Source organism: Paraburkholderia atlantica, assembly GCF_000092885.1.
GTDB lineage: Bacteria > Pseudomonadota > Gammaproteobacteria > Burkholderiales > Burkholderiaceae > Paraburkholderia > Paraburkholderia atlantica.
Map to the genome: position 1 here is coordinate 484,912 of NC_014117.1, position 14,991 is coordinate 499,902.

Annotated in this window: 6 protein-coding genes; all 6 read right to left on the bottom strand. The window is 55.2% G+C overall.

Going from position 1 to position 14,991, the window contains the following annotated elements; all coding sequences use genetic code 11:
- Positions 1 to 85: 85 nt before the first annotated feature.
- Positions 86 to 6,154 carry an HTH domain-containing protein gene (locus BC1002_RS02225; RefSeq protein WP_157874636.1) on the bottom strand — a complete coding sequence of 2,023 codons (6,069 nt, stop codon included), beginning with the start codon at positions 6,152 to 6,154 and terminating at the stop codon, positions 86 to 88.
- 632 nt (positions 6,155 to 6,786) lie between these two features.
- Complete coding sequence (locus BC1002_RS02230; protein WP_238537910.1) at positions 6,787 to 8,340, bottom strand: hypothetical protein; 1,554 nt, start codon at positions 8,338 to 8,340, stop codon at positions 6,787 to 6,789.
- Positions 8,327 to 10,600, bottom strand: coding sequence for an AAA family ATPase (locus tag BC1002_RS02235; protein WP_013088449.1), 2,274 nt, complete (start codon positions 10,598 to 10,600; stop codon positions 8,327 to 8,329). The genes BC1002_RS02230 and BC1002_RS02235 overlap by 14 nt, the downstream gene beginning before the upstream one ends.
- A complete protein-coding gene (locus tag BC1002_RS36005) occupies positions 10,597 to 11,037 on the bottom strand; it encodes a VPA1267 family protein (RefSeq protein ID WP_013088450.1) in 441 nt (146 codons plus the stop codon). The genes BC1002_RS02235 and BC1002_RS36005 overlap by 4 nt, the downstream gene beginning before the upstream one ends.
- A 35-nt stretch (positions 11,038 to 11,072) precedes the next feature.
- Complete coding sequence (locus BC1002_RS02240) at positions 11,073 to 11,738, bottom strand: hypothetical protein (protein WP_013088451.1); 666 nt, start codon at positions 11,736 to 11,738, stop codon at positions 11,073 to 11,075.
- On the bottom strand, positions 11,735 to 14,953 hold the full coding sequence (locus BC1002_RS02245; protein ID WP_157874637.1) for a VPA1269 family protein: 3,219 nt from the start codon (positions 14,951 to 14,953) through the stop codon (positions 11,735 to 11,737). The genes BC1002_RS02240 and BC1002_RS02245 overlap by 4 nt, the downstream gene beginning before the upstream one ends.
- Between the last annotated feature and the right edge of the window lie 38 nt (positions 14,954 to 14,991).

Below are 14,991 nucleotides of genomic sequence, written 5' to 3' on the forward strand. Positions count from 1 at the left end.
CGCGTAGCGGGACCGGGGATACCCGCTTGTGCGTGTCAGTGTCGTCCTGTGTCCAACTATGCCCTCTTTTGCCTCGTGGTCGGAACTACGACGCCGCCTGAGTATAGATTTCGGGCCAAGACGCTGGCCCGTTTCTCCATTTTCCAGCCTCAGAAAAAAGCCCGAGATGAGCGGCTGCAACTCCCGCCGGGATACCAGCGGGCACGGCATGGGCCACGAGGTTGGTCGCATTCTGGAGCCAGGATTCTCGAAGCTCGTAGTCCCTTCGAGAGCCGGCTGACAGAAAAATACCATTCAAAACTGCGACCACCCTTTCTGGAGTATTCGATTGCGCTGCCGCATCGACCAGGATATCGCGCACAATATCAGCGAGATTATGGTCTTCCGACGTGGTGGCCAGATTTGCCACCTGGTGCAGCATGAGAGCCTTCTCAATCCATTCGGGGTCGTCGGTTTGTAGCCGTGCTTCGCGCAGTGCATCAGCGCCTACCCGATAGCAATCCGCGGAAACACGCACCAGGTGGTTTGTGCTCGCCAATGCCGCCCACGCCTTGGAGAAGGCATTTTCCTCGAAACGCTTTGCGACGAACAACCGGTCTGACTCAGACAGTTCGGCGTCCTCCCGGTCATCGAGGGTGGTGCAGGGCCCTGACGTCAGGAACGTCACGCGTCTGGTTTGATGCAACTCATCGATGAGTGACTGGAGACGTTCGGCTTCCGGCACAACGACGCCTGTCACTGTCACAGCATTGACGACTTCGTGCACGAGGCGAAGGACATTGCATCGACATGCCTCCCCCGTCATCCAGGCACCTGTGACGCTCGGCTCGAGATACATGTCCTGAATTTCGGTTATATCCGAAGTTGCGTTCATCTGCTCGTGAGCCCACGACCGTAAGCTCTGGACGTTGATGCGACTGGTTTTATGGTGCTCGACAACGACCCCACCCTGAATCCAGGCGGCTATACGCTTCCAGTACGGTTGCACCGCAGCGGCGCCTTCCGCCGTTTGCATTTCGGAGAGCGCCAGCCGCGCAAATACTGATATCGGCTCGTACAGTTGTTCCTGCGAGTCGCCATCCACACAAAGCAGGGACAGGGTGGTTCCCGCCAGCTTGAGAAACCGCTCGTCCCCACTTCGGCTCAGAGTTATATCGACAAGCGCAGCCAATGAATACGGGTCAGCGATTTGCCCCATCGAATTCAACGCGTTCCATAGCGTGTCGTTATCAACGCTGGACACAAGAATCGAGGGAGAAAGACGAGAATCAACGTAACCGAACATCGTGATGCGAAGCCCCATCGTCAAGTCACGCTGAACAAGGTGAGTTCTGTACGGACCCGCAACCTCACTCAAATATGTTGAAACAGTCCGTTGCGTCTCGAGCGGACCCATCAGACGAACGTAGTACTTGAGGTCAGATGGTGCGAGGGTGGAGACGTGGGGAGGGGTTGAACCTCTTCTGGCGATTCGCGCCCAACTCGCCATCACTCCGCCAGCGCGCTCCATCATAAGACTTAAAAACTCGCTCTCGGAGAGCGGACGTCGAGTAACCACTGCTTTGATTGACGAGGCTTCCGGAAACGTCGGACCATACGCTCGAAGTACTTCGGCTATGCGTTGTACACGTGCTGAATCCGAGAGTAGCAACCCGTTGAGTTCAATGACATCTGCGTTCTCCCATCCGTTGTCTGTCCGGAATTGAAGCGACATCGAATCAGTGTTCCTCGTGATTCTGAATCCTCCGGCTCCAGCGCTTTCAAAGGACCCGTTCCGGGCGGCGGATTGTGCAGCCTCAAAAAGCGAAGACACCGATATCGGTTCTGCGCTTCCAAACTGGATGGTTTCTGCCAAGCTCAGCTTGGCAAGAGGACCCAGCTTTTCGTGCGTGATAAGGCGTTCATGCATCCAGATAGGCAGTTCCGAGATTGTCATTGCGACGACTCTCTCGCCACCGGCTGGGTGCGTCTTCAAATCGAGAAGAGCAAGCAGATGGTGTGTAATATGGCTCACGATGGAATCGATGAAATCCATATTCGCACGACGAGCGGGGCGCAGTAGGCGTTCTTCAACGAAAGTATGGAAAGTCCTCCGTTTTTCAGCTTCCCAAGCCACTGCCTGAAACAGAAGGGTTCCTGTCGTGAGTGCGACTATCTTGATGCCGACATCGTGATTAGGCTTGCCATCAACGGTGGCAGCGGCGGTCCAGATAGGCCTGGCGAGATTGTCAAGAACCCAACTCGAACCAGCAATTGCCCTTTCAATGGAGCAGTTGTCCGACGTCCAGAGAGCCGAGAGGGCGGTGGTCAGGACTCGATGTGTCGAATCGAGGTACTGCCGGTCAAGAACGTTAGACGCGTCGACGGTACATGACAAAGCTATGCTCTGGCGGATGGTTTTTAGTTCATGGGTTTCGACTATGCTTACATCATTTTCGAGTGAGCAAGCCAGAAGTGAGCCGAGAACTTCGTCGAGCATGACTGCGACGTAAGCCGCACCCATTGAACGGAGGCGATTTCGCTGATACAGTCCGTCCGTAACCGACATCGCATCACAGGCGGATAACGCGTCGATTACGTCCAACGATGAATAACTGGCGATGGGCCGGTTGTCATCACTTACGACGTGGTTCAGGCGCGTGAAGTATCGGTCATCGACCACTAGGCGAGAGATTTCGCTATCCGACTGTAGAAATCCAATCGCGGTGAACGATTCGCCCATGCCCTTTGAGGTCAATTCGCTAAGCTGCTCGCTCGGACGGCGGTCAGGAAGCAGGCGAACACGGTCAGTTTCCATCGCGCGTCGTAGTGCAATCCGGGCGCCATCCAGTATTGCTACCGTTCGCTCGCGCTCCTTGGCTTCAGCAACGGTTTGCTCGAGCTCGTCTTTCAGGTCAGCCGGCGCATATAGTTGAAACCTGACCGGGCGCAGCGCATCAAGAACGCCGGATTGCTGTAGATGTCGAATCGCTACTGTATCGGCGTAAATGAACTTCCCCAGAAAGCTCGACGGCGCCTCAAGTTTTTCGCCCCGGTCGAACTGGGCGAGTTTGGCGTCGGCTTGCTCTGCAAGGACCTTTGGAATTTTTCCTGCTGCCAGAAGACCGTGTACAAATGTGCGGACCGTGATGGCGCGGTCTGCATATTCGCCGAGGTCCGCGCGTTCTTCTGCAAGCGTACCCGCTTTCAGGATGGGATATGACGCAACAATGAGGCCGTTTTCGGCTTGTGCGCGCGCGAGGGCAGTAGCGAGTTCTTCCCCTACTTCTTCGATAAGCCAGTCCGGCGCAGTGCCGGGGATTGAGTTTGACACCAGGACTGCAGAATCCAATGCCTCAAGAATCGTTTCTGCGAGTCGGATTTGCGAAGGTTGGTGAAAGCGAATCCGCCTGCTTTCCTTAAGTAACAACGGCATCGTGTCGGCCGCTATGTAGACATGACTGAAAACGCTCAACGTTTTGTCGAGTAGGTCCAGCCGCGCGAGCGTCAGGACGGCCGTAACATCTAATCCGATGTCGCCAGAAGCAGTCAATGGCGGGTAGTCAATGCGACTGCCAAAAAGAGGAAGAACAAAGCGCTTACGCGGGTCGTGCTGGTTTTCATTGGCGGCAGGGATAGCACAAAAGAGTCGACCAAGGGGCAGGTTGAGGACTGAAGCGAGAAGCTGTATGGGTGCCGCGCTTTTGCCGAATGAATCGACAACGGACTGGCTTCGACGCTGATTTGAAGGAATGACCTCTTCGACAATCTGCCGCAGAGTTATGTGCTGAATAATACCTTCGTTGTCGGTGCTGGCCGCCAGTGCCAGCCATGAGGCGGTGAGCTCGTCTTCCATCCCGAGATTTACCGCAGCGTTATACGCCGACACCAGAACGCGAGCCGAACCATTCCCGCGGTCGACTGCAAGCTTAAGGAGCTCGAAGGCTTTTATACGAGACGCCTGGCTGTCGCCGGCAAGTTGAGCGAGTAGCAGAAGAGTACTCGAATCGTACTTTTCGCGAACGGGCCATTCACGCTCGAAAATGACGTGGAAGTGGTCCCAATCCCCGGATTTGACAGCGATATTGAAGTCAAGGCCGACATGATTTTCGATGTGGGGATATTCTGCCAGTAGAGAGTCGTTCAGAGACTTCGCGCCACGCCAGTCGCCAACCTCCAGGCGAGCCCATGCTAATGCGGACCGCAACGCTTCCGACTCCCGGACAATGTCGCCCTCCGGCGCAAGAAATGCGACGATTTCTGGGGCCCTTCCGCTTAGATGCTGCAAGGCTGAGACAACATTAAGCGCATGAGCCGCAGTACGGTCAAGGCGATATACCTCTTGCGCTACTGGCAGCAGCGCAGCGAAGTCTTTCACACCCGCAAGATATGAGACGAGCGCGCTTGCATTGCTCAACGAGGGCGACTGCTCATATAGCGCCACGAGCTGGAGTCGGATATCTGTACCCTCTGCCGCGGATATCTGCGCCTCAATTAGCTCTGCTTCTCCTTGACTAAATGCCGACCGGTTGACATTTAGTAACGTACGCGCTCGCATCGCCTGTCCACCATCCTGCATCAGGGCGGCAATTCGCGCCGTCGTTAGTATTCTGGCGTCGACGAGACTGGAAAGTTTCGCGTCGTGCTCGTCCAAAAATTTCAGAAGCTGTGTAGGTAAAAGCGTGTCAACGGCAAGGAAGTAGAAGTTAATCCATTCGTCATCGGACAAGCCTCCAAGCCCTAGTCGAGACGACAGATACGTCCAGAGTTTGGGCCCGTCTATTTGGAACGCGGAAAACTGTCGAGCGATATGATAAATGTTGACGGCGCGAGCTTGGTCGCTCAGAGCTTCCTGGGTCTCTTTTGTTGCGAAATCGCGCGTCGCGTCGTCTCTGCTGCGTAACGATAACCACAGCTTGACCTCACGGGCTTGACCTGCACGTAGCGCACTATATGAAACCATCCGCGTCTCTGCTTGAGACAGAAGGTCAATGGCGTTTCTACGATGTTCTTCTGCAACGTCACCTTCCAGCAGTGGCACGACTCCATATACGAGATTGTGGTTCAACACCCGGAGACGGAAGTCTGGGGGGACAACCATGACCGCGCGATACATGCCCTCGATGAAATATAAATCCGGAAAGCTTTCATAAAGGGGCCGCGCAATTTGGAATTTTTCAATGGCGTCTTCCCAACGTCCTGCTTCAGCGAATGCGCCGGCAAGATTGGTCCACCCCGTGGGAGTGAGGAATTTTGCTGAAATACTCGTGCTAGCCTGCTCGTACCACGCGATTACTACCTCCCAACCATCGCGCCGACGAAGTATGTTCAACACGGCGGACCTTGCTTCATCCGTTGAAACATCCCGAATCAAGCGCAATGCTTCGTCTGCATGTCCCGTGCATTCAAGCACCATCGCCTTGGTCACAAGGTACCGCGAACTGGTTTCGTCACCTTCAACCAATGAGAAATATTTCCTGACATCGTCGGTCGACGCCCGGTCGGCGGCTAGCAATCGCGTAGCCCACAGAAAAACTGCCTGCTTTTGCTCACTGGATGCCTCGCGAAGATTCCCTCCGAGCACGGCTTCAGCGAGCGCCCGAATTCGTGTGACGGCCTGTTCGTCAAACGTGCGGGTCTTCAGTATCGCATCGAGCTGGCGTTCCACCTCACGGGTGGCAAGCGGTTCTGCGGTTGTCGTCGGCAACGCCTCGACCGTTTGCGCAATCTCTTGAAGCTGAACTTTAACGCTGGAAAGGTCGCCGCGGACCGCTTTGCTTTCGACCCTCAGTTGCCCCGTTACAGCGCCTATGACCAGGGCGCTCTGGTCCTCCAAACCGGAGTTGTACGATTGCACGAGTGCATCGATGACGCTGTTGATGGCTCCATCGGCAAGGTTTGCAGCTTCGCCTGTCTCTCGGGCGTAGGCGTCGGCCAGGCCGGCACGAATGGATGCGCCGTCCGGGGCTTGAGAATAAATCCGAAACTCAGCTAGTGTGAAAATCGACGCCTTGGTTTCGGAGAGTGCCAGCCATCTCTGGACCGATGGGCTGCGAAGGTGTATGGCCACGACCGCGAGAGACTCAACGCGTGTCAGAAAGCTAGGTGAGTCGTGCTGACTCGTGCTGTCGGTGGCCAGAAGGCGCTCGTATGTCCGGTTGAATGACTCATACATGCCGATGCTGTCGGCAGGCTTCCCACTCCTGTACGCGGTGTGTTCTGCGCGAAGAGCCTTCGCTCTTGCGATGACCTTGGGCTTTAGCCACGAGGCGGCCTGCGTTACTAGCGCTTTTATAGCGGCGGGAACACCTATCATCTTATGCCCAATATGTGGTGGCGTCGCCGCATATTATAGTTTGGGCTTTTGGCGATTCCGCCGCGAGGTAGCCGGCGCGCGCAGAAATCTGAATGCTGCATCGGGTTCGTACGGTTTTGTCAGGCGCGATTGGTAGGCTGATGGACGACGGAAGAAATGCCGACGCAAGGTCGTCGACGTCTTGGAGCAGGTAAAGGCTGAGTTGGCCGCAACGAATGCTCAAGGATTCTTCAAAAGATTTAATGTAGCAAGTCCCGAAACGATTGAATCGTGCGTTCGGGACGTGCAGGGCGCAGTGGTGGAAGGCGGAGCGGTTCTGATAAACGTCATGCAGTCGATAGTGATTGAGCTTGGCGCTTCAGGCCCATTCGACCGGTACAGGCCGCGGCGTGAAGAGCAAATGGCCAACGTAGCCCGAACATTATGGTTTGCCCGGCGTATGCATGGATGACACAGTACTCGCGAACCGGATACGCTGGCGACCACCCAAATCAAATGGTCGAGCTGGAGTTTGAAAGAGGGAGCGAGACTGGCTGGATGCCGTCAGGGAACAACGGGTCCGGAGGAGGATTCAATGTGTGCCATTTTTCATTGAATAGAGCGTCCGCATTCTGAGGCACCATAGTGCTATCAAGCGCCCGTCCAAGGTCCTCGGCGCTAACAACGAGAATTCTCGCCTTGACAGCCTCCTCCATGTTGGTAATCGCGGGTTCGGCAAGCGACGTGACGGTGACCGGAAGACAACGGATGTGGGAATTCCCTGTTTCGGCAAGTTTTTCGCGCAATGCCGCCGTTCTCGCCAATAACTTGGATAGTTTACCTTCGATATCGATGGCAGCTGTGGTGCATTCCACGACGAGGACGTCACCCGATGGCGTGGTTGCGATTAGGTCGGGATTGTTCGACTGCGGTTTTCCAAAAAGTGGGTCGACTGCGAAACCGAGCATGTACAGCAGGTTTGCGACGCCGGCCTCGAGATTGCGAGCATCCTGCTTTTGGGTCTTAGCGTCGAACAAACATTTCTTGGTATTTTCGAGAGCCGGGTCAAACACCTCATGCGTCATCCGACGAACGTTAGGGAGAATCCCAGGTTGCACCACGAAGCCCTGCTGCAACAGCAAGCCGTCGTATGAGGCAAAACATTGCACAATCGCACCGTCCGGGACGCAAACATCGATTTCGCCGACCTGAATTCGTTCGCCTGCGCCTGCGCTCCATGCAAGCTCTGTTGCAGCGAGGGTGCGGCGTTGGACCACGCTGCCGGTCGCAACGACGCGATAACCGAACCGTGCAGGCGTCACGTCGATGCCACGAAGTGCAAGCAGCGCCAGTCTCACCTTGCCGCCAATGATTTCTCTGGTTAGGTCAATGGCTACCGGGCTGTGCGCGGAAATATCCAGAGTGCAGGTATCCCACCGAAGGGGTTTAAGCCAGAGTTCATTGGCGAGTTCAACAATCGAATCGTACGGCTGCTGGGCAGTGCGCAGGTCGTTTCGGAACTCTGCCTGCCGACTCCCGAACGGCATTCGTCCGCATGAGAGCGTCAGACTCAAAGCATGCTCCCGGGACGAGTTGAAATCGTCAGGGTATCTGGGAAAGTAGACAGATATGTCCTGAGGTCCGACGCCTTCCTGCTCTATGAGAGACAGCGTGCCGATAGGTGTTTCTAACTCGTCACGTAGCAGCGCGTGAATGAGTGCCTCGCAATCGAGCCCCAACGTTGACAAACTGACGGCACAGGCGCAAACCGATGGCGTTTGAAGTTGAAGTGCTTGAGGTACCGCATTCGATGGGAGAATCACATGCCCTTGTACGAGCCGCAATCGGCCGCCATCCTTGACCGCGATGAAGCTAAAGGTGGCGTCAGTATAGGCGCCTTGCCATGGCTTTGTCAGTGACAGGAATTCCGCGAACTTTGGGCTTTCATGCTCGGCCAGTGTGTACATAGTCATATTCTTTGAAATTGTCCGGTTTTCTTCGCATCCCCGTAGCCCCGCGGAAGAATCCGGAAGTATCACATTTTCCTCTCGTTCAGGCAGCGACATGCCGCGCGAGCAACTCTTCGAGGAATGACCCGAGGGCGGTGTTTCTCAGTCCCGCGCGGGGGAGCGACTCGACAGCATGCCGGGCTGCTTCCTCGTCGCCTACAAGAATTACCTGACGTTGAGCGCGTGTCAACGCTGTGTAAATGAGAGTCCGGTCGAGAAGCCTGTGTCGCGTTATCGGGATGATGACACGCTCCCACTGCGAACCTTGCGCCTTGTGAATCGTCAGCGCATACGCAAGGTCGAGATGGTCGAGCAACGATTCGAAAACAGGGCGGCACTCGCCGTCGTCCCAATCAATCCAGGCGATGGCGTTACCAAGCATGTCGCCCCTGTCGGCAATCACAGGTTTGGGCTCCGGCTCAATTTTGCACAGCGTTCCCAGTGAGCCGTTTTGCAGACCGGCAGAGTAGAGGTTTCGCGTGCAAACCACAGGGTCGCCAAGCCGGAAGCCGGTGTTGCACAATGCGTCCAGTTCGCTATTCCATATGGTCAAGCACGGGGCGCTCCCCGTCAGCACGTTCTGACAGGCCTCATTCAGAGCAAGCACACCCTCTTTGCCTCTCTTGCGCGCACAAAGTATCTGACTCGCTTTCGGCTCGAGCTGAAACAGGCTTAGCACGGTCTGCGCAATTGACCACGCCGAATCCACCCGTCCGGTAGCAAGGGCAGGCTTGCGCCTCAGGAACACTACCGGTGCGTCCAAATCTGATGGAATCTCAGGCCATGTGCCGGTTCGCACGGAAGTGGCAGCCCGCGCAATCTCGCCGGCGAATCGCTGTGGAACCTCCAGATGCACTTGCGGGATTCGTGAGTTGCTGGTCAATGCATGTAGCACCAGCCCCGGACCGACGGGCATCAACTGCAATGCATCGCCGACCAGCAGCAGGCGGACGTGGGGCGGCAGGAGCGAGCAGAGTCTGTACATGGTGATGATATCCACCATGCTCGCTTCATCAACGACTATCACGCAGTGTTCCGACAGTTGCTCGGGCGTGACCTTTCGCTGTAGCGCCGCGAGGGTGCGGGCAGGCAGCCCGGTGACTGACTCCATCCGCTTTGCCGCCCGACCAGCGAGTGCAGCCTGGATGACAAGAATAGAAGCCTCACGATAAACCCGATAGATGCACCTCAGAATCGTTGTCTTGCCCACTCCGGCGCCCCCGGATATGACACAGAGCCTGTTCTCCGCGGCCAGATGAACGGCAATACGCTGTTCGGCGCTAAACGAAATCTGTTCATCGCTCTCGAATTCCGCGATGAGTTCTTCGACCCTAACGCGGCTCAACAAGCGGGAATTGGCGGGTGCGATGGTCCGAAGACGAATCGCCAACGCTGACGCGACGGTTGTTTCCATCACGTATGCGCCAAGAGGATGGAGCATGCCGTCGTCCGCGACAACGAAGCATCCATGTTGCCGTCCTGTTTCCAATGCTGACCGCACAAGACTTCGCGGCGCGCGTGTGGCATCATCACCAAGCACAGATGCCAATCGCGTCATCACCATCGCATCGGTCGCGGCTGTATGGCCGTCCCCGAAGAGGCGATAAAGGGTCTCTTCGATGGCGCCGCGCAGGCGGCGGGGGTCATCTTGACCAACCCCGAAGTGTTCTCGCGCGAGCCGGTCCGTGACATGCCAGCTCGCGCAAAAGCTTAGCAAGCGATATGGGTCTTCTGATATGGCTTCCGGTGCCTCCGCGCCGAAGTAGTCGACGACTTTTTTCCCTAGTTCGACCTCAAAACCGTGCTGGGACAACCAGGATATAGTGCGAGCGTTGCCAAAGAACTTCCAACCATCCACTAACACTTGAGCGGTCTCCGGGGAAACGCTCGTGGATAACGTCGACTCGTCGCCCTCATCCAGGATGCTATAAAGCCGGTCGCCAAAGGTCTCCCAAAGCTTTCGAGCTTTGACCATGCCTACGCCGGGGAATGCATCGCTCTCTGCGATAAATGTTACGAGGTGCTCTCCAGAGGGAAGCGCAAGCTCAGCGCTCTCGGCATGCACCTGCTGCTCGACGATGAGAAAACCGTTAATGGTGCGTTCGCGACGAGTCGCCTTGCCGGTCACACGCCACCATTGGCCTACCTGAAGACCGACGATACCAAGGTCGCGCGACAAGAAGACGACCACATGCTCCTTGGCATCCAGCACAGTGCCGCACGAATCGATTGTCGGACCATAAAAGATGTACCCGCCGAAACCTTTCGGATTGTCACTGCGTATAGTTGACACCCTGACAAGGCGGACTTCGCTCATCGCGGCACCCGCCCGGTCAGCGCAAGCGCAGTATGCAGGCTCTCGTATTTTGAGAGACGTTGCTTGAGTTCATCGAGCTCGGCCTTCAGAGATGCATTTTCGACTTCGAGCTGACGCTCGCGGTCGGATTTGTCAACGGCCTTCCGCGACGGACGATGAGTCAGCGCTGGCTCGGCTTCAGTTCGCTGGGGGGCCGGTATGGCTAGAGGCGGTAGAACTCCGCGGCTCCGCAGGCCATCTTCGAGCCTTCTCAGGGCGGCCTTTACCCTTGGATTTTGGTCAAGAACCGACTTGGCAAACTGGCACTCGCGAGCAATTTCCGTCCGCGATAGAACGCCACGTCCGGCAAGCTGGCGAAAGTCCGCGTCTGTCTTTGAGGCCGACCAGTTTGAGAAAATCGAGAAATTACGGTCAGAGGGGCTCTCAGTGTTCGGCATGCTCGTCGCTCAGCTAGGTTTCACGTGACGAAAGTTCAAGAGCTCGTCTCACTTTTTTCTACTTCATCGAGGAACTCTCGGATGGCTTCAACTTGGGCTTTCTCTAACAACACACTCTTACTGGTAATGGCGCGCACCCGGTCACGATAGAGTTGTAGCCCGCAACTCGCCAGATGTGCCTCATCTAATAGGTTCGACAGGGCGAACCTTAAATCGTTACTCGGATGACGAGGGGTCTTGACTTGCTTGTTCGGCGTAGCGGTGAAGCCAATACGGATAATCTCGTCGAGGCTGACCCCAGGAATTGTTCGCAGCGCGGCTTCGATGCGTTGACGTGCTGCGACAGCCACGTCGCGTTCCTGCTCGATGAGCGCTACATACGCTCGCAGTGTTTCATCGGCGATGGCAGGCTTGTATTCCTTACAAGGAGATGCGCGTTCTACGGTTTGGCTTGCCTGCCGCCGTAGGAGGTATCTATACAGGACATCCCGTGAGTTGCGGATGGATTGGCCCTTTGGACCTCCCCATTGATGGTCGAGACAATATCGTTCAACTGTCGTCGGCGAAATCTTCAGGCCGTTCTGTTCAAGATAGTCACACGCTCGCTTTAAGCGAGTGAGTGATTCTCTTTCGCGAGAGTTCTCAGACGCCTCATAGAGGCGGTCGAACTCATCATCGGTCAATGGCAGGACTGTACTCATGCGAAAGTCTCTACGTCTTCAGGCGAAGCGCCATTCGGCGATTGGATTTGATTCAGTAGCTTCGAAAGTTTGGGGGACAAGAGTGGTGCGTTAACGGAGCCGGATTCCACATGATTTGCCATGATGTTGATGGCTCTGGAAAGTGCCGGGTAGTCAGAGAGGGGGCGATGTCCTGTCATAACTTCATCGAGGTCTTGCCCTTCAACTTGGTGCAAAATCATAGAGGACAGAAGATTTCCTGCTTCGCGAGCTTGCTGTTCTGTTAGTTCAAGCAAGAATGGGCGGACCCCGTTCTCCATCATCAGTGTACTGAGCACCGACCTTTTTTCCAGTTCAGCTTCATTGTTGCGAAAGCCTGTGGTGAAGTCAGTCATCTGCGTAATGTGGTCGAGAAGAGCAAACTCGTGGGCTGACTCAAGTGTGACTTTGAGTTCCGTAGGCGTGGCCGATGTTAGGGCGATTAACTTCCTTCCCTTGCCAGTAATTCTCCTCTTGCTAGCGAGATAGTCGTTCATGAGCTCCATCGACCTTTCGGCATACCTATATCGGGAAAACCATTCGTTGACGTCGATGGCGAGTTCGCGGCTTAGCAATTCGACCTTGTCATTCAAGGAACGAGCTTCGCGCTGATTCCCGCGGTCTTCGGCATCAAGGCGCTTATCGTTCAACTCTGCAATCTCCAAACCTTTCTTGCGGATTTTGTAGGCGAGGTTATTTACGGCGGCAACTTGGCCGTGGAGATGGGCGGGGCCTGTAATCCAGAAGCGGCAAAGACCGCAACGTTGACCACCGGGGACTGGCCCGTGGCTGTCCTGCGACTTCGCAATCAGAGGACCTCCGTTGTCGCACGACGTTCCGGGACAGATGCCTTCTGCATTGATTGTGAGGAGCCCGCTGGCGCACTGGAGCGCGATGAACCCAGCGCCCACGCCTGCACCTTCCTGCCCCAGCAGATACGGTGCGAAGTCATCCAGGTTATGCTGGAAGTCTGGGGAATTAACAAAGTCCACGTCGGCTTCCAACTGCTCGTATGCTGCTTTGAGGCGGGCGCGAAGCTTGGACGGTGCGTACTTGAGATAGTGAAGCGTCATCACCAATGTACGATGGCCTGCTACGAATCGCGAGACAATTTCGAGCGGTACGCCCGCCTCTATCAAGGCGGTAATGCCACTGACGCGGAGTGTGTGTAAGTCGACAGACCATTCCACCGCTTTACCGTTCATGCGAACCAGCTGCACCTTTCGCCCGTACTTTTCTTCAATTCTCTTTTGTGTCTCAACAAGCAGTTGCCTGTAGAAAGCCTTAAGTTTGTCGTACGAAATAGGTTTTTCTTGGGACGGGCTCCTCGCGTCGCGAAAGAGGGGACTTATATCGGGAAGGTAGGCCGCAGTGCGAGGCCGTTCCCTTACGTCACGTTGATAGTCGGCATACGGAATTGGTCGTAGTATTGGAGGCAAGTAGCGGCGTTGCCAACTTCTCTGCGTAACAAGGAGCTCTTGGAGCTTCGAGGACATGTACGGAATGGGGTAACCAATATCTTTACTATTGTATTGAGCGGACTTGTTCGTATTCACCCACAGGGACATCCACGTTTCGCTATTTACAGAGTCGGATGTGAGTTGTAAAGCGCTCTCCTTGCGCCCCTTAATGGCAAGCTTGGATGGGTTGGGAATCAAGGTGTTGGTGGCTTCATCATAGACCTTCTGGTCAAGCTCTCCAGAGTCAAGCCATCGGGCCTGATGACTCCGAATGGGCGTCTCAAGAAGCACGTACAGGCACACGGTCATGCTCGGGTCCCAAACGTTTGCCGTTGTGTTTGTTAAACTATCTAAAACTTGCGCATATTGGTGAGGCAAACCCTTAGCGAAGCGAAAGTCATCTTCGGTGAGGATTTCCTTCATTGTGCTTAGGATGTAGTTATCGAGGCGAGGCCTGTGCGTTGAACTTGGGGTGCCGCGCGTTCCGAAATTGTCGTTAGCATGTATGGGATTGGCAAAGTGCTCAGCTGCTTTGTGTCCTTGAGCGATAAGTTGGTCTTTAAGCCAATCGAAGAACTGGCGCGCCTTGCTTATGATGTCATTTTTGCGCTTTGGGTTTTCGTTCGGGAACCTTTCGCCTAAGTATTTGAGAAAGGTCAAGCGGTCAGGGTCTGTTGGGCAAAGTACATGCTCTCGCATCAGTTCCCATGGAGAAAGAGGGGCGTCTTCGAGCAGACAGAGAAAGTCGCCAAGAACATTGAGCTTTCCGGTTGGTGAATATAACCGCATGTCGGTAGACTGCGCGATGTACAGTCGAAAGTTATTAGCCCACGCCGCCAAATCAGGCCTGACCTCGCGGAGCCATGCAAAGGTTCCGTCAAGTCGCTGTTCGGACGTGCTATCCGTATACTGAGGTCGAGATATAACAATTGGGTGTTGCGGATTTCCTTTGTTATAGGCTTGCTTAAGCCATATGATGCCCTTTCGTGCGGATGCGCGGGATGACCGCCACTTTTCGACATCCCGCTCCTTCGGAAATCTTTCTTCAGTCTGGCGCACAAAAGTTGACTCATAAGCACTTATCAGCTCAGGTGAAAGGTCTTGAGAAGTCGCGACGTTCGACGATGCCAGAGCATTGCAAACAGTGATGTAGTTTGGGGCAGAACGGCGAGCCATCTTTTTCGTTACAAGAGTTAGCAGCAGAGTTGCTTTTGACGAGTAGATGGGGTTGAAGAGCGTCTGATACTTGACAGACTTCCAGCACCTCATGCCAGTCGGGTAAAGCATAAGGCTCTTTGAGAGAAGCATCGTAAGGAATTCCCCGTAGCGCAATGGATGATAAAGGGGTTCGCCACCATCGCGCAGATGCGAACAAAGCTTCTTGACGAACGCGACCGAGGACCCAGCGTCCGAGAGCATGCTATGGAAATCCGGAGCCACGGCATAATAGGGGGTGTTCGAAATTTGCTTTAGCTCATCGACTCTGCTCGGCTTGATAGATTCCAGCAATGCTTTTTGCTTGTACAGTGGAAGACTCCGCAGGCGGCCCCAGAGTGTTTTTCCTTGTAGACTACTTGCTGCGAGACGCTGCATCGTGGCACTCTTGAAATACAGAAGGGTTGGCCCATTGGAGTCGAACCCACCAAGCCACTTCCCTTGCTTCGAGCGCGCGAGAATTACAGTGTCCCAGAACTCGTTAAGGCGGAGCCGCTCGTACTCGAAAATCAAACTGTGCATGTCCCGCATCGACAGCCTTTGCAGAAGCGCTGGCTCGG

What these genes read in the sequence shown, in the direction of transcription:
- BC1002_RS02235 (WP_013088449.1), bottom strand. Translation starts at nt 10,600, where the DNA reads ATGAGCGAAGTCCGCCTTGTCAGGGTGTCAACTATACGCAGTGACAAT.
- BC1002_RS02230 (WP_238537910.1), bottom strand. Translation starts at nt 8,340, where the DNA reads ATGTCGCTGCCTGAACGAGAGGAAAATGTGATACTTCCGGATTCTTCC.
- BC1002_RS36005 (WP_013088450.1), bottom strand. Translation starts at nt 11,037, where the DNA reads ATGCCGAACACTGAGAGCCCCTCTGACCGTAATTTCTCGATTTTCTCA.
- BC1002_RS02225 (WP_157874636.1), bottom strand. Translation starts at nt 6,154, where the DNA reads ATGTATGAGTCATTCAACCGGACATACGAGCGCCTTCTGGCCACCGAC.
- BC1002_RS02240 (WP_013088451.1), bottom strand. Translation starts at nt 11,738, where the DNA reads ATGAGTACAGTCCTGCCATTGACCGATGATGAGTTCGACCGCCTCTAT.
- BC1002_RS02245 (WP_157874637.1), bottom strand. Translation starts at nt 14,953, where the DNA reads ATGCACAGTTTGATTTTCGAGTACGAGCGGCTCCGCCTTAACGAGTTC.